Source organism: Klebsiella sp. CB_Kp196, assembly GCF_040061575.1.
Classification (GTDB): Bacteria; Pseudomonadota; Gammaproteobacteria; order Enterobacterales; family Enterobacteriaceae; genus Klebsiella; species Klebsiella michiganensis.
The window spans coordinates 256,274-272,762 of record NZ_JBEAFH010000081.1 but is presented as its reverse complement, the minus strand read 5'-3'; the positions used below and the strand labels follow the sequence as shown (position 1 = coordinate 272,762).

General features: G+C 55.2%; 15 protein-coding genes. 3 read left to right on the top strand and 12 right to left on the bottom strand.

Annotation, left to right across the window (positions count from 1 at the left end; all coding sequences use genetic code 11):
• Positions 1–35 precede the first annotated feature (35 nt).
• Positions 36–176, bottom strand: coding sequence for a hypothetical protein (locus tag ABLU87_RS27875; RefSeq protein WP_004851627.1), 141 nt, complete (start codon positions 174–176; stop codon positions 36–38).
• A 315-nt stretch (positions 177–491) separates the two neighbouring features.
• Between ABLU87_RS27875 and ABLU87_RS27870 the strand changes: the two genes are divergently transcribed.
• Positions 492–1,400, top strand: coding sequence for a DUF535 family protein (locus ABLU87_RS27870; protein ID WP_142927829.1), 909 nt, complete (start codon positions 492–494; stop codon positions 1,398–1,400).
• A gap of 115 nt (positions 1,401–1,515) precedes the next feature.
• Here the strand turns inward: ABLU87_RS27870 and ABLU87_RS27865 are convergent, their stop codons facing one another.
• On the bottom strand, positions 1,516–2,187 hold the full coding sequence (locus ABLU87_RS27865) for a helix-turn-helix domain-containing protein (RefSeq protein WP_025105875.1): 672 nt from the start codon (positions 2,185–2,187) through the stop codon (positions 1,516–1,518).
• 404 nt (positions 2,188–2,591) lie between these two features.
• Between ABLU87_RS27865 and ABLU87_RS27860 the strand changes: the two genes are divergently transcribed.
• Complete coding sequence (locus tag ABLU87_RS27860) at positions 2,592–3,143, top strand: tyrosine-type DNA invertase (RefSeq protein ID WP_014838689.1); 552 nt, start codon at positions 2,592–2,594, stop codon at positions 3,141–3,143.
• Between the two features lie 37 nt (positions 3,144–3,180).
• Here the strand turns inward: ABLU87_RS27860 and ABLU87_RS27855 are convergent, their stop codons facing one another.
• From ABLU87_RS27855 to ABLU87_RS27830, 6 genes are all read right to left on the bottom strand, one after another.
• Complete coding sequence (locus ABLU87_RS27855; RefSeq protein WP_025105874.1) at positions 3,181–3,708, bottom strand: fimbrial protein; 528 nt, start codon at positions 3,706–3,708, stop codon at positions 3,181–3,183.
• Positions 3,709–3,753: 45 nt separating this feature from the next.
• Complete coding sequence (locus ABLU87_RS27850) at positions 3,754–4,755, bottom strand: fimbrial protein (RefSeq protein ID WP_025105873.1); 1,002 nt, start codon at positions 4,753–4,755, stop codon at positions 3,754–3,756.
• A 15-nt stretch (positions 4,756–4,770) separates the two neighbouring features.
• Positions 4,771–7,341: a fimbria/pilus outer membrane usher protein gene (locus ABLU87_RS27845; RefSeq protein ID WP_048262250.1), complete on the bottom strand. Its 2,571-nt coding sequence runs from the start codon at positions 7,339–7,341 to the stop codon at positions 4,771–4,773.
• A gap of 60 nt (positions 7,342–7,401) precedes the next feature.
• Entirely contained in the window at positions 7,402–8,091 is a 690-nt protein-coding gene (locus tag ABLU87_RS27840; protein WP_025105871.1) for a fimbria/pilus periplasmic chaperone, read from the bottom strand.
• A gap of 100 nt (positions 8,092–8,191) precedes the next feature.
• Positions 8,192–8,710, bottom strand: coding sequence for a fimbrial protein (locus ABLU87_RS27835; RefSeq protein WP_109240445.1), 519 nt, complete (start codon positions 8,708–8,710; stop codon positions 8,192–8,194).
• 456 nt (positions 8,711–9,166) lie between these two features.
• Positions 9,167–9,715: a tyrosine-type DNA invertase gene (locus ABLU87_RS27830; RefSeq protein WP_025105869.1), complete on the bottom strand. Its 549-nt coding sequence runs from the start codon at positions 9,713–9,715 to the stop codon at positions 9,167–9,169.
• Positions 9,716–10,139: 424 nt separating this feature from the next.
• On the opposite strand from ABLU87_RS27830, the gene ABLU87_RS27825 reads away from it, so the two are divergent.
• Entirely contained in the window at positions 10,140–12,545 is a 2,406-nt protein-coding gene (locus ABLU87_RS27825) for a membrane-bound PQQ-dependent dehydrogenase, glucose/quinate/shikimate family (protein WP_122117727.1), read from the top strand.
• A 75-nt stretch (positions 12,546–12,620) separates the two neighbouring features.
• On the opposite strand, the gene ABLU87_RS27820 is transcribed toward ABLU87_RS27825, so the two are convergent.
• The 4 genes from ABLU87_RS27820 to ABLU87_RS27805 are packed head-to-tail and all read right to left on the bottom strand — an operon-like array spanning position 12,621 to position 16,466.
• Positions 12,621–13,586 carry an oligopeptide/dipeptide ABC transporter ATP-binding protein gene (locus tag ABLU87_RS27820; RefSeq protein WP_122117726.1) on the bottom strand — a complete coding sequence of 322 codons (966 nt, stop codon included), beginning with the start codon at positions 13,584–13,586 and terminating at the stop codon, positions 12,621–12,623.
• Entirely contained in the window at positions 13,583–14,563 is a 981-nt protein-coding gene (locus tag ABLU87_RS27815) for an ABC transporter ATP-binding protein (protein WP_049070093.1), read from the bottom strand. Before ABLU87_RS27815 ends, ABLU87_RS27820 begins: the two co-directional genes overlap by 4 nt.
• Positions 14,560–15,510 (bottom strand): oligopeptide ABC transporter permease, encoded by a 951-nt coding sequence (gene opp4C, locus ABLU87_RS27810; RefSeq protein ID WP_025105865.1) that lies wholly within the window; start codon positions 15,508–15,510, stop codon positions 14,560–14,562. The genes ABLU87_RS27815 and opp4C overlap by 4 nt, the downstream gene beginning before the upstream one ends.
• Positions 15,507–16,466, bottom strand: a complete 960-nt coding sequence (locus ABLU87_RS27805) for an ABC transporter permease (protein WP_009652083.1) — start codon at positions 16,464–16,466, stop codon at positions 15,507–15,509. The genes opp4C and ABLU87_RS27805 overlap by 4 nt, the downstream gene beginning before the upstream one ends.
• Positions 16,467–16,489: the final 23 nt, after the last annotated feature.

Sequence of the window (16,489 nt, the reverse complement as noted above, 5' to 3'; positions counted from 1 at the left end):
GGTAAAAAAAACCGGCAGAGCTGCCGGTTTCGTCGTTAGATCTTACAGGCGTCGCCGCAGTCATCGTCGGCAACAACGGCCTGCGCTTTTTTATCGGCCTCTTCAAGGCGCTCAGCGTTGCGCTCTTGCGCTTCTTCCAGCCCGCTAAAGACGAGGTTATCGAGATCAATTTCCATACGTTACCCACTTAAGTTCAGTTTTGACCGTGAGCAAGTATAGGCAAAACGCCGGGGGGATGCACCCGGTGTGAACCCGTGTAGCACATAGCGATAAGTGCGGGTGTGTTATTGCGTGCTGTCGGGAGCGAGCGCGGGTCGGGATCCTACTAATAATAATAGTTGAAAGCATGTTTTATAACCTGCCGGCGATTATTATAGTCGCGATCAAATTATTTATTAAACGAATCGACAACGAGCGCTGGGTTAGACATTGACTTGTATAAAATATGCTAATATTGACCGGCTTATGGATGTATCTATGGATTATGGTCAATGGTCTCGACAACAGCAGTAGCCGCTATCAAAGAATGGCGGAAAACTAATAAATTTATTTGTCACGTTAAACTCAACTATAAAAAGGTATTGCGGAAATGCAGAGAAATATCTTTAATCGGAGGAAAATATAAGGAATATCAGACGTTATGTGAAAATTACGCTTGCGCAAAACTAACAGGAGCAACCGAGGGGCTGGTTAACTTTGAAGATAAACCCTTTAAGGCCTATTTAAATAAAAAGATGTCAAAAAGAGCGAAGCTCAATATTGCTCATGGCGCTTTGAATTTTATAGAGAAAACCTTTCTTCCCGAGGCGTTGCCGCAGCTGTACGATATGAAAGCATTTGGTCGTTCGCTAATCACTATTCCGCTGAAAAACGGTACCTGCATTGATGTGAAGCTGCTGGCATCGCCTTTTCAGGAGGAGGGGGAGCTGATGCTATTAATGTTCCTGGGTGATAAACGCGTCTACAGTATCTGTTTTTCCTGCACCGAAGATGGCCGGGCCTGGATTGGCGGCATCCAGGGTGGGAAAGACATTGATAATGAAGAAGTGAAAGCGCTGACCAAGGAGCTTTACGGCATCCGACCTAAGAACTTAATTATCACGCTGCTGTACGGTTTTTTGTCGCATTTCAATATCAAGGAGATCTATGCGATCGACAGCCATTACCATGTTAAAAGCGACAGAGTAAAAACTAGCTATTCTGAGCTTTGGCTGGAAATTGGCGGTGAGAAGCATCGTCGCGGCTGGTATAAATTACCGGAGAACGAGATAAAGAAAAGCCTGGAAGAGGTTAAAAGCAAGCACCGGAGCCAGTTTATCAAGCGAGAAGGCTTGAAAGAGCTGGCCCAGCTGGATATGGCCGCCGCGCTACGCGACATTAGCGTGGATCGTCACTGCTGATTATCCTCGTTTCGCATTTGCCGGTGGGCAGGGGGCTGCCCACCGGCAATGGCGGAGTCAACGCAAGCTGAATGCGGCCGGCGCCTTCATCGCGGTGGCCGCTCGGCGAAAGACGTTATTCACTAAGCTTTAGGCTGGGAGGCAGTTGATTCATCGTCACCAGAATCCCTCGATGGAGCTGAATAGCGCCCAGCTGTTTTAATTTGGCCAGGGTTCTCATGACCCCACTGCGCGACAAAAAGGTTCGCGACAGAATATAATTGGCGGCGGTGATTTTATTTTTGATCGCTTCCGGTTCATTGTTTAATTCTATAAGCTGATGAACGATAATTTCATAACAGGAAAGTTTAGAAACCTTAAAGCAGTGGGCGTAGACTTTTGCCGACGAATATTCCAGAAGTCGTGAGACATTTTCCCATAATTGCTGTTCGGCGATGATCTTATGCGCCTCGTTAATTGATATCAGGCCAATAGAAGATGTTTCCTGGGTGCGCAGGTAAATATGCCGAGAATAACGCAGCTGACTATTCATGCCAAAGATGAATGGACTCGTTTCGGAGTTGATGATGAGTCCATCGTTGTTGCGATATAAAGACATCGTGCCACGGAACAAAACCAAGCATTGATGCTGGTTTTCTTTTACTATGCCGATGTTTCGTCTTCCATCCATTAACATTTGGTTACATTTTGGTGCCAGGCAGCGAATGAGTTTATCAATGTCGTCTATGGGTTTGGTGATGGTTCGGAGCAGATCTGTGTCATGTTGCACACGAGGGATTGTTTCCATGCTTATGATTTCCTTATAAAAAAGAGAACTCCCAAAAAACAGCAAACTGTAGCCAAAACATTATCGATGACGCTGAGGGGGCGAATAAACCCCCAATGAGTCTACACATAGACTTAAAAAAACTTGCCGCCTCATCAGACTTAAGATAAATATTAATAGTATAAGCTTATAAATCTCCTTATTTACATAACAGCTAAATCTATTTGGTTTTAATTTTATCGATGTGGCATTTGGGCTATTCCTGATATTTGATATTATTGGGCGGTAGCGTTTATGACTATTAACAGTGTTCAGGACTTGCAGTTATCAAGGATTGCTCGACAGTGGATTGCCAGTAGCCATGAGCAGAGTCAATAAAGGAGCCAAATCTCAGGGGCTCCATTGAAGAAACCGTCAGGTTGGCTATGAAAAAACGAAAATATTTAAGTAAAAAAGAGGTGCAGGCATTAATTGATGCTTCGCAGCAGCAGGATGGCTCGCTGCGTGATTATTGCATGCTCCTCATGTGTTTTATTCACGGACTGCGCGTAAGTGAATTACGTTTTTTAAAAGTGAGCGATATTGATTTATCCAGCCAGCGGATCGCCATTCGGCGTTTAAAAAATGGCTTTTCAACTATTCATCCTCTTCAGCCCCGTGAACAGCTGGCGTTAAGCCAGTGGCTGGTTAAGCGCACGAGCTGTTTAAACGCCGATCTTCCCTGGCTGTTCCTGTCGCGAAAAGGCACTCCGCTTTCCCGACAGCACATTCACGTTATGATGCGAAATTATGGCGTGCAGGCCGGCATTGCCGTTCCGGTACACCCGCATATGCTGCGCCACGCCTGCGGTTATGCGCTTGCGGAAGAGGGCGTTGATACACGCCTGATTCAGGATTATCTCGGCCATCGCAATATCCAGCATACCGTCTTGTATACGGCGAGCAATCCGGCGCGCTTTAGCTCGATTACCCTCTGAAGCCGGAGTATCTGGCTCGATAAGAGCCAGATACCCTTTAGTTATAGGTAAAGTTCATAACGACCATCGCGCTGATATGACCCGCGGTGGCGTCCCCTGCGACGCTAAATATGCGCGCGCGCATATCGAATATGGCCTGACGGTTATTATCGACATCGACGGCAATAGATTTTCCGCTGCCTGCATTAATTGAACCGGTTATACGCTGAAGTTCTATCGCGACATTGCGTGAACTGTCCGGGCTGCTCACGTTGGCATATAAATCAGGGTCAGCTCCGTCGACAGGGCCTGTAAAGTGAGCGGTAACGCTTGATGTTCCTACAGGGCAGTGGCTCAGCGTGACGTAAAATTCTTTCCACTCGGAGTAAGAGTTGGCCGCGCTAAGCCGGCGGCTGGGAATATTTTGTCCGAGATCGATATTATAAATACCGTTGTTTTCGACGGTGCAGGAAGACGCAACAATATCGCCGTTGATATAAAGAGTGACATCCGCAGCATAAGCGGGTAATGACGACGAAATCGCCGTAAATAACGTTATGACGGCCGGGCTGGCGATAATTCTCATTATCGACTCCTTAAGTAAGCAGTGAGAAACGAGAGCGGGATAAACTCAGTTGTACATCATCGTTAAGGTGGCCACCGCGTTGGCGTGGCCGGGATGGATCTCCGGCGTGTTCTGGTAATAGCGAAAGGTGAGCGGCAGGGTTATCGATGCGCCAGCCTCAGGGATGGTGCCGACCGGGAAAAAACGATCGAACTGGACGGGCGAGCCGTTATAAAGCACCTGAACGCCGACCCCCTGGGCTACGCCGGTTTCATTGCTTAAGGCCACTACGCCGAGCGTCGGGGAGAGATAACCTTGACTGCTTATTGACGTATTCACGGCGACCTTATCGTCGCACCGCACCGGAATTGACAAACTCTGTTCGCCGCTGGTGCTGCCCGGACCAGAGAATTGGCCCACCGGAACAGCACCCATGTTGACAGTTAACGTCGAGGGGACGGTGCAGCTTACCGCTTTATAAACAATATCTCCGGCATAGCCGATATAGTTTTGCTGCCCCTGGCTGCCGATGCCCAGACCGGTATCATAGACCCCCATACCAAATTTGGTTTGCGCGACATCGAGAGTGCCGCTCGTTGCCGTATCCCCCGTTTTTACCAGCGTTAGTGTGACCGTATATCCAAAGGTCATGCTGGCGTCGCGGGAGATATACCCCAGCGCCTGCGCGCGCGTATCGCAATCGCTGCCGATACCACTCACCCTTTGGCCGGCGCTATTTTGCAGCGCAATACCGATGCCTTCGACGCCGGTTTCATAGACCCCCGGAAAACCCGCGACTTCTTCGCCGCTGCCGTAATAGCAGGCGATAATGGGGTGCCCCGGGGTGACATCCGCCCAACCGCTGCGGCCTTTGCAGTTTCCGTTAAAGGTGAAGACCCGCTGCGTGCCGGGAATATCGCTGCCTACCGGCAGCGCCCGCGATACCGCGATCTGCGCGAGCTGCTGGGTAAACGGCGTGGGCGGAGAACTGGGACAATAGTTGTTCTCCGCGTGGGCAGCGCTGGCGATCAGAGTAACCAGCATAAGGGGGACGTTGACTCGTTTCATATCGTCATGCTCCTGCTATAAACACTGTGCATTAAGGTTGATGATCCCGCTGGCGCTTTGCGTCAGGCTGTAATTCACTCTGCACCGGCCATCAGGGTCGTGACTCCAGCTAACCTCCAGCTGACCCGCGTCTTTTAGCCCCGTCAGATAAACCTGTCCTCCATCGCCTACGATGAAGCTTTTTGGCGTCGGGGAGGCGGGATCGATAACCGTTGCGCCGAACGGTACCGACGCGCCGTTGCGTTTTCTCAGGGTCATCAGGACCCGTTTACCGAGGCTGGTTTCATAGCTGGCCTTCACCAGCGCGCCGCGCGTGGGGATGACCGTCTGCGTTGCCAGCGCCAGTTCGGCATCATCGGCCAGGGTTTCGGTATTCAGCGTGAGATCGTTTTTGCGATAGGGGCTGAGGTAGGGGACGACGGTGTAGCCGAAGCGATCGGTTTTGACGCCTGACTGCCCAAGCACCGCTACGTTTTGTGCGCCGGGCGCGGCGATCAGCGCCATCGTTTCGCCGAGGGGCTGGCTAAAGGTGAGGCCGTTGCGATGCGCCACGATCCCGCCCTGCAAGCCATAGTTAACGCGTTCGCTGTAGCGATCGCGGGCGTAGCCGACGAGGGTCTCGGCGTAAGAGGCGCGCCAGTCGGCATTAATCCCGCTATTGCTTCCCTGGCCCTGAGAACCATAGCCCTGCATGACGCTCCAGCTCAGATTGTTATCGGCCAATAAGGTACCGCCCAGGCTCAGATTATTGGTGGTATTCCCCTGCTTACTGGTATTCATCATGTAGCTGACGTAGGTGGGATGGCCGCCGAATAATTTCTCCAGAGGAATACTCATGGTGAGCGCAAACAGCCCATCGCGGTCGTAGATGCGCCCGGAGCGCTGGCCGTAGCGTTCTGCAGAGTGAATGTTATAGCTGTAGCTCAGACCGAAACTGATGCCTTTATACGAACCGTTGTAGCTCGCGCTATATGACTCCATGCGTTTGTTTGTATCCCAATAGTCTTCCACGATGGCGCTAAGCGCGAGGTTGCCTGGTATCTGAAACAGGTTCTGGCTGACGGTTAACTCGGCGCGGTTGCGCCTGCGTTCCGGCATCACGTAGCGCCGCCCATCGCGCCAGGTATTAAGAACGTCCTGCATATCCCAGTAGCCGCTGGTGGCATAGCGATAGCCAGCGAAGGTGAAGTTAGTCCCGGTCTGCACCAGGTTTTTGCTGTAGCGAATACGCCAGGATTGGCCTTCTTCTCGCGGTCGATTTTTTTGCTGCGACCAGGCCTGGGTGATATCGGTGGATAGGGCGCCAATGGAGCCCAGGTTTTTACCTATGCCCAACGCTAACGCCTGGTATCTGTTACTGAACTGGCCGCCGCCGTATACGGTGTAGCCGGCGGGAAGGCCATAAATCGCCGTGCCGGCGGCCAACGGGGCTTTATCAATGCCGTTGTCATAGGCGCGGTAAACGCCGGTGGTCATGGCGTATTTTAACCGGCCTTCGCGCTGCAGCACCGGGACCGAGGCGTAGGGCACCACGAGGAATTGTTCGCTGCCGTCAGACTCTTTGATGGTGACGTACAGATCCCCGGAACCGCCGGTGGGGTACATATCGGTGATTTCGAAGCTGCCGGGCGAAACGTAGGTCTGATAAATGATGTATCCGTTTTGTCGGATCGTGACCTGGGCATGGGTACGGGCGATCCCCCGCACTACGGGGGCATAGCCGCGCAGGCTCTCCGGCAGCATATCGTCGTCAGACGCCAGCTGGCCGCCGCGAAACGGAATACTGTCGAAAATATCGGAAGGCGTGGTGCTATCGCCCAGCGTCAGTCGGCTCTTCAGCGAGCGTATATCGCGCTGGGCGTAGGTATAAACGGTATCCCATTTTGTTGAGGTGCCGCTTTCACCGTTCTGGCTGTTGCGGTTCCAGGTGGTGTAATTACGCAATCGCCAGGGACCGATATTAAGACCGGGGCGTAAATTAATGTACTGCGCGTTTCCGCCGCCGCCGCCGCCTTTTTTGTCCCGGTTGTTGGCGCCGCTGACGCTGTAATTGACCAGCGCCGCCGGAATGCCGTCATCCCACCGCGCCGGATCGACCCAGCCGCGCGCGGCGTTGGTAAGGGAAGATTGGGGAAAACTTAACAGCAGCTGCTGGTGCGAGAAACGAAAGTCGGCGCTGGCCTGAGGAATCGCCGACAGCCTTGCGCAGCTGGCATCGGGCTGGCCTAACGTCGGATAACGCTGGATCATGACGCCCCATGAGGCCAAATCGTTCAGGGACAGGCAGGGCTGTAATGTGTTCTGTCCCTGCGCGTTTTGCTGTATGCGGAACTCAACGTCCCGGGTATCCACCTTGCTGTCATTGACATAAATATCCACCCTGTAGCGTCCGGGCTGCTGCCCGCCATGCTCCTCGAAGGCGGAGAGATCGGTGGTGGCCAGCCCGCCTGCGCCGGTTTCCAGATGGGCGGGGTTGAACCGTTCCCGGGCGTTAGCTGAGGGGCTTATCCCCACAATCAGGGCAATCTGGGTGGCGATAAGGTAAGCTAAATTCAAGGGCGAGTCGCTTGAGGTTCTTTTGTTCATCCTGAAATGCTCCTTAGCTGACGGCAAATCGCCGCAGCGCAAACCGTCGGCAGCGGCGGGTTAGCGAACCTGCGTGTGGCTTTTTCCCACGCCGCCAAAGTCGCTAATGATTTTCCATGACACCAGGCCGGTCACCTTGCCAGGGGTAGCAAACGTGGCTGAGCTCATTGGTGCGACAAAGGTGGCTTCGGTAATGGGATGATTGCCCACCGTGACCTCGTTGAAATTCATGTAAAACGGCGTCGGATTCGATACCGTTAGCCTGCTGCCCGTCAGGCTCCATTTCAGCTTATGGGTCACCTCTTCCGGGATACCCTTCAGCGTTTTGGGACGATAAATAAGCTTGAGGCGCGTTCTTACGGCGATTTGCAACGTGTTCGCGTCTTCCGGGGCGGTATTTGTCGGAATAGCTTTGACGTTTAGCCAATAAAGCGACTCGCGATCGGTAGGGAGCTGGCCGCCGGTATTGACGATCCGCAGCAGGTTTTGCTGATTGCCGTCGAGGCGGAACAGCGGCGGGGTAATAATAAACGGCGGCCTGGCCGGATCGTTATTGCGCGGCTCCACCCACGACTGGATCAGATATGGGCCGGTATCCGAATTGCTGACGCTTAAAGAGGCCTCTTTTTTGCCGCCATCAAAAATCAGTCGCGTGCCGCCAATTGTGACGCCGCCGCTTTCTGTCGCCGCCGCTAATTCGCTCGCCAGCACCAGGAGGAGAAGGGGAAATATTCTATATCCTTTATGCATGATAGCTATTGACTCCACAAATACGAAAAGGGACGGACCGGCCGCTGCCGGTCCGCGGAAATAACGCCAGCGCAACAGAAATACGCCGACGAAATATCCGTTAGTTGTAATTGAGGGTAAATGTGCTGGTAGAGTTAGCGAACCCTGCGTTTACGGTGCTTGATGTCGCATAATAGCGGGCGACGAAAGCGAGACTATTTCCGCCCGGCTGCAGCGGGTAAGCGGACGAGGCGGTATATAATGGGACGACGACGTTTTTATTATCCATTAACTGGATCCCGACGCCCTGTGCCACGCCAGGCTCTTGGGTGAGCGCCAGAATAGTGCCGACGCTGCTATCCGCCGTGCCGTCGAATTTTACCGTGGCCGACTTAGCGGATTTCGGGCAATCTTTCAGGGCAATAATAAATTTGGTCGCCGAGGCCGTGGAGCCCGCGCCGGTGAAGGCCTTGCTGGAGACATTCCCCATCATAACCGACAGCGGGTTGGTCATATTATTGATCACGGTACAGGCGCTATCGGTGATGGAGCCGTAAAAATTAATACGGCCATCATCCGCGAATACGGAGGCGGACATGACACCGGCTAACAGACCAACAGCAATAAGACTTTTGTTCATAAGGTAGTCCTTATATGCAATATAGAAAGGTAATAGCCTCACAGAAATAAATTTCTCATGAGCCTTTATTAATCTGATAGCCAGATGTCGTGCTGAAATAGATTCAGTTACGCTGAGGTTTATTTCTGCAGAAGACATTTTGTATCAAAGTGTCATGTTTAGTTTTATCTATTTTGTTTGTTGATTTTTTAGATGTAGATGCCAGGGATGGCGTTTTTTGCAATATTAAAAACCATAAATTCAGGATTGGATGGTAAATAATCTGGTGTTTCGGAGGGTGACGTCTGAGGTCAGGGTTTGCTGGAAAATGCGCGTCAGTTTCTAATCTATTGATAATTAATGTTTTTAATTTTTCGAGATGCGAAAAACCTTACTGGTTGACAGGTTATTGGTGATTTATTATGTTAGTGACAATCTGATACATTATGTCAAGTAAGAAATATATTGGTTATTGCGTCACCATATATTTTTAAATCTTGCAGCATTGCTCGCAGTATAAAGCACCGTATGCTGAATATTTCTGTGACCGAGATAATCCTGAATTAGCCGGGTATCCATGCCCTTATCGGCCAGCGAAAAACCGCAGGCGTGGCGCAGCATATGCGGATGGGCCGCAATCCTTAAACCCGCACTTTGGCTATAGTGGCTAATCAATACGTGGATCCGCTGACGCGATAGCGGCGTTCCTTTTTGCGAAAGAAATAGCCAGTCGCTGTCGCTGTTGCGATAGTTTTTACGCGCCGACAGCCATTCACGGATAAACGTCATCTCGCTGGAAAAGAGAGGATGCGTGGTGGAAAACCCATTTTTAAGCCGTTTGACGTAAATTGAGTGGTTATGCAAGTCAAGGTCAGATAGCCGCCAGTGGCGAATTTCGCTGACGCGGCAGCCGTGAATGAAGCACATCCAGATTAAACAACGATCCCTCTCCGGGTTCGCTCCCTTATACGCCTCGTTGATGATTTTTTTTATCTCAGTTTCGGTGAGATATTTTCGTTTATTCATGTTTACTCTCCTGAACAGCCATGAAATTTTTCCCCTTCAGGTGTCAAGGCGAATGGCTTCGCCCGATGTAAGCGGTCAAATGAACGCGCCGGGTATGATTAAACAGCGGGGGGAGGATAGCAAGACGATCGGACTGATTCGCCTGGATCGAAACGGGCTTAACAGCGGATGCAACGCGGGCTTTGCGGCTTTCGTTATAACCCATCATTCGTTCAACTTACTTTTATAAATTAAAAAATTTTAAACATTTAATGCCTGATAGTTTTACATTATTTTTACAAATACATATAATTCCTTACGTTCTTCGCTCTGTCCGAGAGCGTCCAACCAACATGATATGCGGTATGCGCTTTTCTTGGTCTGATAACGCGCTGTTTATATGAGATGTTTTGGTTTTTTCGACTGACGTCGTATGGGATGAAATATGGACGAACAACAAGGTAGCGGTAGGGGCCTGTTCTTTACCGTTTACCGGGTACTTTTTGCATTACTGAGCTTTGGCACTGGACTCTTTTTCACTATCTGGGGGGGCAAACTCCTCTCTCTCGGCGGCAGCGCCTGGTATCTGTTAGCCGGTCTCGCTTATCTGCTTATCGCCGTCGGCTATCTTGTCCGCAGCCGCTATGTCCTGCCTTTTGCCATTCTGACTTTCCTGTTGACCCTTTGCTGGGCGCTGTATGAAGTGCAGCTCAGCTATTGGGGCCTGATCCCCCGGCTGGTCGTTCCCGCGCTGATGCTGATGCTGGCGCTGTGGCTGGCGGCGACGCTGCCGATCCCGCCTGCGCGCAGACGCTACGCCAACTGGAGCGCCTCGGCGATTTTCCTCCTGCTGCTGGCGACGCTGGTTTCCACCTTCTACCCGCACGGCGGTATTCATCACGGCGTGGTGAAAGCGAGCGACGACAGCACGCCGACCCTGGCTGCCAAAAGCGATAACTGGGCGTTCTTCGGCCGCGATGCCTCCGGCACCCGTTTTGCGCCGTACGATGAGATCACGCCGCAAAACGTCAAAAACCTGAAAGTCGCCTGGACGTATCACACCGGCCGCCGGCTAACCGGCGCCGGGATTGGCGTCGATGAAAATACCCCGCTGCAAATTGGCGACACGCTGTACTCCTGTACGCCGCTGAACGTGGTTACGGCGCTGGATGCGGATACCGGGAAAGCGCGCTGGCGTTTTGACCCGCACGCAAGTACCGCCGAACACGTCACCTGTCGCGGGGTCGGCTATTACGATGTACAAAGCGATGATTCGCTGAGCGCAGAAGAGAAGGCCAGCCCGGCGCTGCAGCAGTGCCCGCAGCGTATCCTGGTGTCTACCGTCGACGCCCGTTTGATCGCCCTGAACGCCAAAACCGGCGAACTGTGCGATGACTTCGGCGATCACGGTAGCGTCGATCTGAAACAGGGTATGGACAATACCGAAAACAGCAAACGCTACCACCCGACCTCAACGCCGGTGATTATGGGGCATATTGCGGTGCTCGGCGGCTGGGTGCGCGATATCGTGCACGGTGAACCGTCCGGGGTGGTACGCGCGTTTGACGTACGTAACGGAAACGTGGTGTGGGCGTGGGACGTCGGCCAGCCGGAAAACGTTACCGACCCGGTAAAAGGTCGCGTTTATACCCTCGAAACGCCGAACGTCTGGACGGTGCCGGGCTTTGACAAAGAGCTGAACCTGATTTATCTGCCGACCGGTAACGGTCCGCCGGACTACTGGGGCGGCGATCGCAACGCGGCCAAAGAGAAATACGGATCTTCCGTGGTGGCGGTGGACGCCAGCAGCGGCGAGACGAAGTGGGTCTTCCAGACCGTGCATCATGATATCTGGGACTATGACCTGCCGTCGCAGCCGGTACTGTTCCATATGAAAAACGAGCGGGGCGAAGAGGTTCCGGTTCTGATCCAGACCACCAAAACCGGGCAGATTTACGTACTCGACCGGCGTACCGGTAAGCCGGTGACCCGCGTGGAAGAGCAGCCTGTCGCCCATGACGGCGCGGAAGGCGAGCATCTCTCCGCCACCCAACCTTTCTCCACCGGCATGCCGCAGCTGGGCGTCGAGCCGCTCACCGAGAAATCGATGTGGGGCGTGACGCCGTTCGATCAGCTGATGTGCCGTATCGACTTCAAAGCGTCGACTTATCTTGGCATGTACACGCCGCCGTCAGAGAAGCCGTACATCGAGTGGCCAAGCCTGCTGGGCGGCATGAACTGGGGCGGTATCACTATCGATGAGCGCACAGGAACGCTGTTCGTCAACGATATGCGGATGCCGTTGAGAATGTCGCTGGTGCGCAAAGAGGATATGGCGAAATATAAAGTCTCCACCGACGAGGTGCCCGGCTTTATGGGAACCGTGCGGCCGCAAATTGCCGGGCCATACGGCGGCGTGCGGATCGATATTTTGCAGTCGGCGCTGGGCGTTCCCTGTAATACCCCGCCGTTTGGCACCATGAGCGCCATTGACCTCAACACTCGCCAGCTGTTGTGGCAGGTGCCGATGGGGTCGGTGGAGGATACCGGTCCGCTGGGGCTGAAAACGCACATGCATATCCCGCTGGGTATGCCGACGCTGGGCGGCCCGACGTCAACCGCTTCCGGACTGGTGTTCTTCGCGGGAACTCAGGATAACTACCTGCGCGCGCTGGATTCCGCCACCGGTAAAGAGCTGTGGCGCGCTCGTCTGCCGGTTGGGGCAGTGGCGGCGCCGCTGATCTATAAATCACCGAAAAGCGGTAAAGAGTACGTGGTGATCTCCGCCGGGGGCGCCAGCCACTCGCCGGACGTGGGCGATGATATTATTGCCTTCGCGCTGGAAGAGTAGCCGCAGCCGTTTCGCTCTTGCGCAAGTAACCGCCCCCTGTGGGCGGTTTTTTTATGGTCCGAAGGCTGGCCGGCGCTAAACCGCGTGACAGGCGACGTGGTGGCCGTCGGCGACCTCCCTTAATAGTGGAATATCGCGACGGCAGCGGTCGCTGGCCTGCGGGCAGCGGGAGGAAAAGCGACAGCCGGAAGGCGGCCGGGACGGGTCGGGAATTTCACCTTGTACCACCGCGACCGGCTCGCTGTCCGGATCGAGGGTCGGTACCGCCGCCAGCAGCGCCCGGGTGTAGGGATGCAAAGGCCGGCTGAATAGCGCATCGCGGCTGGCAGTCTCCACCAGTTGCCCGAGATACATCACCGCCACGTCATCGCAGAGATGTTCTACCACCCCGAGATCGTGGGAGATAAACAAAAACGTCACCCCATGATCGTCGCGCAGATCGGAAAACAGATTAATAATCTGCGCCTGAATCGACACATCGAGGGCCGAAATCGGCTCATCGGCAATAATAAAATCCGGGTTTAAGATCAGCGCCCGGGCAATGCCGATGCGCTGACGCTGGCCGCCGGAAAACTCGTGCGGGAAGCGGTTGTAATGCTGCGGGGCCAGCCCGCAGATGCGCATCACCTTAAGGGTTTTGTCATACAGCTCCGCCCGGCGACAGAGCTTGTGCTCCAGCATCGCTTCGCCAATGGCGTCGCCGATGCGAATGCGCGGGTTTAACGAACTGTAGGGGTCCTGAAACACCAGCTGGATTTTAGGCCGCAGCGCGCGCATTGCCCGCGGCGGCAGTTCGGCAAGTTCCTGACCGCGAAACTTGACGCTGCCGGCGGTCTTCTCATACAGCCCCAGTAGCGTACGGCCAACGGTGGTTTTCCCGCTGCCGGATTCGCCCACCAGACCAAAAATCGTTCCCCGGCGAATCTTAAAGCTCACGCCATCCACCGCCCGCAGTACGCCGGTCTGCTGACCGAACAGCCCATCGCGCAGCGGGAAGTGTTTTTTCAGCCCATCCACTTCAATCACGTATTCATGACTCATGTCACGGACTCCGAAAGTTCACTGTAAAAGCAGGCGGCCTGCCGGTCTTGCCCTGACAGCGGCGGAATGCTCTGTCGGCAGCGCGCGGTGGCTTTTGCGCAGCGCTCGGCGAAGGCACATCCGGCGGGAAGGGCGGCGAGGTCCGGCACCTGGCCGGGGATTGAATAGAGGCGTCGGCGCCGGGCCCCCGGCACCGGCCGCGAGGCAATCAGCCCCTGGGTATAGGGATGCTGCGGGTGACGCAGAATCGCGGCGGTCGCGCCCTGCTCGACGATACGCCCGGCGTACATCACCACAACGTGCTCGGCCATCTGCGCGATAACCCCGAGATCGTGGGTAATCAGCATCATCGCCATCCGGTTGGCCCGCGCCTGGTCGCGCAGCAGGCGCAGGATCTGCGCCTGCACGGTGACGTCCAGGGCGGTTGTCGGCTCATCGGCAATCAGCAGCTTCGGCTGGCAGCTCAGCGCCATGGCAATCATCACCCGCTGCAGCATGCCGCCGGAAAGCTGATGCGGATAGCTGGCCATCAGGCTATCCGCGCGCGCCAGCCCGACATCCGTCAGGCGCTGGGTAGCATGTTGCCATGCGGCCTTCGGCGGCTCGCCGCGGTGGCGAATCAGCGGTTCGCAGAGCTGCTCGCCGACGGTGAGTACCGGATTCAGGGCGGTCATCGGCTCCTGAAAAATCATCGCCAGCTGATTGCCGCGCAGGTCGGCCATACGGGCGTTTTTCAGCCGCAGCAGGTCCTGGCCCTCAAAAAGAATTTCCCCGCCGTCAATGCGCGCCGCCTGCGGTGGCAGCAGGCCCATTAACGACATGGCGGTGACGCTTTTGCCGCAGCCGGATTCGCCGACCACGCCAACGGTCTGCCCGGCGCGAATAGTGAACGACACATCCTGTACCGCACGTATCCGGTTTTTGTCGGCGGCAAAAGAGACCGAAAGCTGATTAAAGGTGATTAATGCGCGACTCATTTCAGCCTCTGTTTCATTTTAGGGTCCATGGCGTCGCGCAGGCCGTCGCCCAGCACGTTAATAGCGATGACGGTGATAAAAATGGCGATCCCCGGCGGCATCCACAGCCAGGGCCGGCGCTGAAAGTCGATCAGGCTATTGGCGGCGTCCATCATATTGCCCCACGATGGCGTCGGCGGCACCACGCCAAGCCCGAGGTAGCTGAGCGCCGACTCGCTGAGGATGGCGTTCGCCACCGCCATGGTCGCCATGACCACCAGAATCGGTACCGTATTCGGCAGCAGATGACCAAACAGACGGCGTCGCGCCGACAGTCCCAGCACCTGGGTTGCCAGCATAAAGTCGCGCTCGCGCAGGGAGAGGCACTGCCCGCGTACCAGACGCGCCAGCTTCGGCCACTCCAGCAGGCTCAGCATAATCACCACCATATAGATGCGTGAGTCCGGCGAGAAATCGAGCTCCGAGAGCATCGCGCCCGCGACAATCAGCAGCGGCAGGCCGGGGATAGTCATCACCAGATCGGCAAAACGCATAATAAGTTTATCGGTCAGGCCGCCGGCGTAGCCCGACAGCGCGCCGAGCAGATAGCCAAGGGTGACCGACAGCAGCATGGTCAGCAGGCCGATAATCAGCGAAATGCGCCCGGCCAGCAGCAGGCGGGTGTAAATATCGCGACCGAGAAAGTCGGTACCCAGCCAGTGTTCCGCGCCGGGCGGCCTGTTAATCATCAGCGCGTCGGTGGCATCGTCTTTCCACGGCGACCACAGCGGCCCCAGTATGCACCAGAGGGCCATTACGACCAGCAGCAGCAGGCACAGCATCGCCAGGCGATTGCGGCGCAGCGCCTGCCAGGCCTGACGCCAGGGGGATGGGGTCACCTGCGCCAGCGCCGGGATTTCCGCCTTGCGCAGGCGTCGGTTAGCAGAAAACAGAGAGCTGAGCATCAGGACCTCACGCGAATGCGCGGGTCGACCCACGCGTAAAGCACATCGGCAATCAGGTTGCCAAGAATGGTCAGCACCGCCAGAAACAGGGTAAAGCCCATTAACACCGGGTAGTCGCGGGCGGCCAGCGAATCGATATGAATATGCCCGGCCCCCGGCCAGTTAAACACTTTTTCGGTAATGATTGCCCCGGAGAACAGCCCCGGTAGCTCGAAGCCGAGCAGGGTGATGATCGGCAGCAGGGCGTTACGCAGGGCGTGCTTGAGGATAACCGTGCGTTCGCGCAGCCCTTTCGCGCGGGCGGTGCGGATAAAATCCATTTTCACCACGTCGAGCATGCTGGCGCGAAAATAGCGGGTCAGGCTGCCCGCCTGGAGCATCACCAGCGCCAGTACCGGCAGCACCAGATGGGCGGCGACCTGCAGCACATACTCCCAGCCGCTGTCGTCGCTGCCGGTATTGGTCATGCCGCCCACCGGTAGCCAGTGCAGGTCGACGGCGAACCACTTGATGAGCAGCAGACAGAGAAAAAAGGTCGGGAACGACATGGCGGCGAACACCGCGACGCTCACCAGATGATCGAACGCAGAATTGGGCTTCAGCGCTGAGACCACGCCCACCGTCAGGCCAATTCCCCAGTAAAACACCAGCGCCACGCTGGCCAGCAGGAAAGAGTTCCAGATGTACTGGTTGAGCAGCTGGCTGACCGGGATCTGGTACTGCAGCGAGAATCCGAGATCGCCGCGCAGCAGCTGGCCGAGCCAGTGGATATAGCGGGTGAGCAGCGGTTGATCCAGGCCGTAAATGGCTTTCAGTTCGGCGGCGCGGGCGGCGGTGAGGGTGATATTGCCGTCGATAAAATCGCCCGGCGTTTTGGCAAACAGCATAAAGATAATCAAGGAGGCCAGCAGCAGCATCGGCAGTGTTTGCAGTAGCCGTCTCAGGATGAAATTTCTCATGACATTCTCACGTCAGCCGCCGG

Coding starts and splice junctions, on each gene's coding strand:
- ABLU87_RS27835 (WP_109240445.1), bottom strand. CDS start 8,710: ATGAACAAAAGTCTTATTGCTGTTGGTCTGTTAGCCGGTGTCATGTCC.
- ABLU87_RS27820 (WP_122117726.1), bottom strand. CDS start 13,586: ATGAGTCATGAATACGTGATTGAAGTGGATGGGCTGAAAAAACACTTC.
- ABLU87_RS27825 (WP_122117727.1), top strand. CDS start 10,140: ATGGACGAACAACAAGGTAGCGGTAGGGGCCTGTTCTTTACCGTTTAC.
- ABLU87_RS27805 (WP_009652083.1), bottom strand. CDS start 16,466: ATGAGAAATTTCATCCTGAGACGGCTACTGCAAACACTGCCGATGCTG.
- ABLU87_RS27845 (WP_048262250.1), bottom strand. CDS start 7,341: ATGAACAAAAGAACCTCAAGCGACTCGCCCTTGAATTTAGCTTACCTT.
- ABLU87_RS27865 (WP_025105875.1), bottom strand. CDS start 2,187: ATGGAAACAATCCCTCGTGTGCAACATGACACAGATCTGCTCCGAACC.
- ABLU87_RS27830 (WP_025105869.1), bottom strand. CDS start 9,715: ATGAATAAACGAAAATATCTCACCGAAACTGAGATAAAAAAAATCATC.
- ABLU87_RS27850 (WP_025105873.1), bottom strand. CDS start 4,755: ATGAAACGAGTCAACGTCCCCCTTATGCTGGTTACTCTGATCGCCAGC.
- ABLU87_RS27875 (WP_004851627.1), bottom strand. CDS start 176: ATGGAAATTGATCTCGATAACCTCGTCTTTAGCGGGCTGGAAGAAGCG.
- ABLU87_RS27815 (WP_049070093.1), bottom strand. CDS start 14,563: ATGAGTCGCGCATTAATCACCTTTAATCAGCTTTCGGTCTCTTTTGCC.
- ABLU87_RS27855 (WP_025105874.1), bottom strand. CDS start 3,708: ATGAGAATTATCGCCAGCCCGGCCGTCATAACGTTATTTACGGCGATT.
- ABLU87_RS27840 (WP_025105871.1), bottom strand. CDS start 8,091: ATGCATAAAGGATATAGAATATTTCCCCTTCTCCTCCTGGTGCTGGCG.
- ABLU87_RS27870 (WP_142927829.1), top strand. CDS start 492: ATGGTCTCGACAACAGCAGTAGCCGCTATCAAAGAATGGCGGAAAACT.
- ABLU87_RS27860 (WP_014838689.1), top strand. CDS start 2,592: ATGAAAAAACGAAAATATTTAAGTAAAAAAGAGGTGCAGGCATTAATT.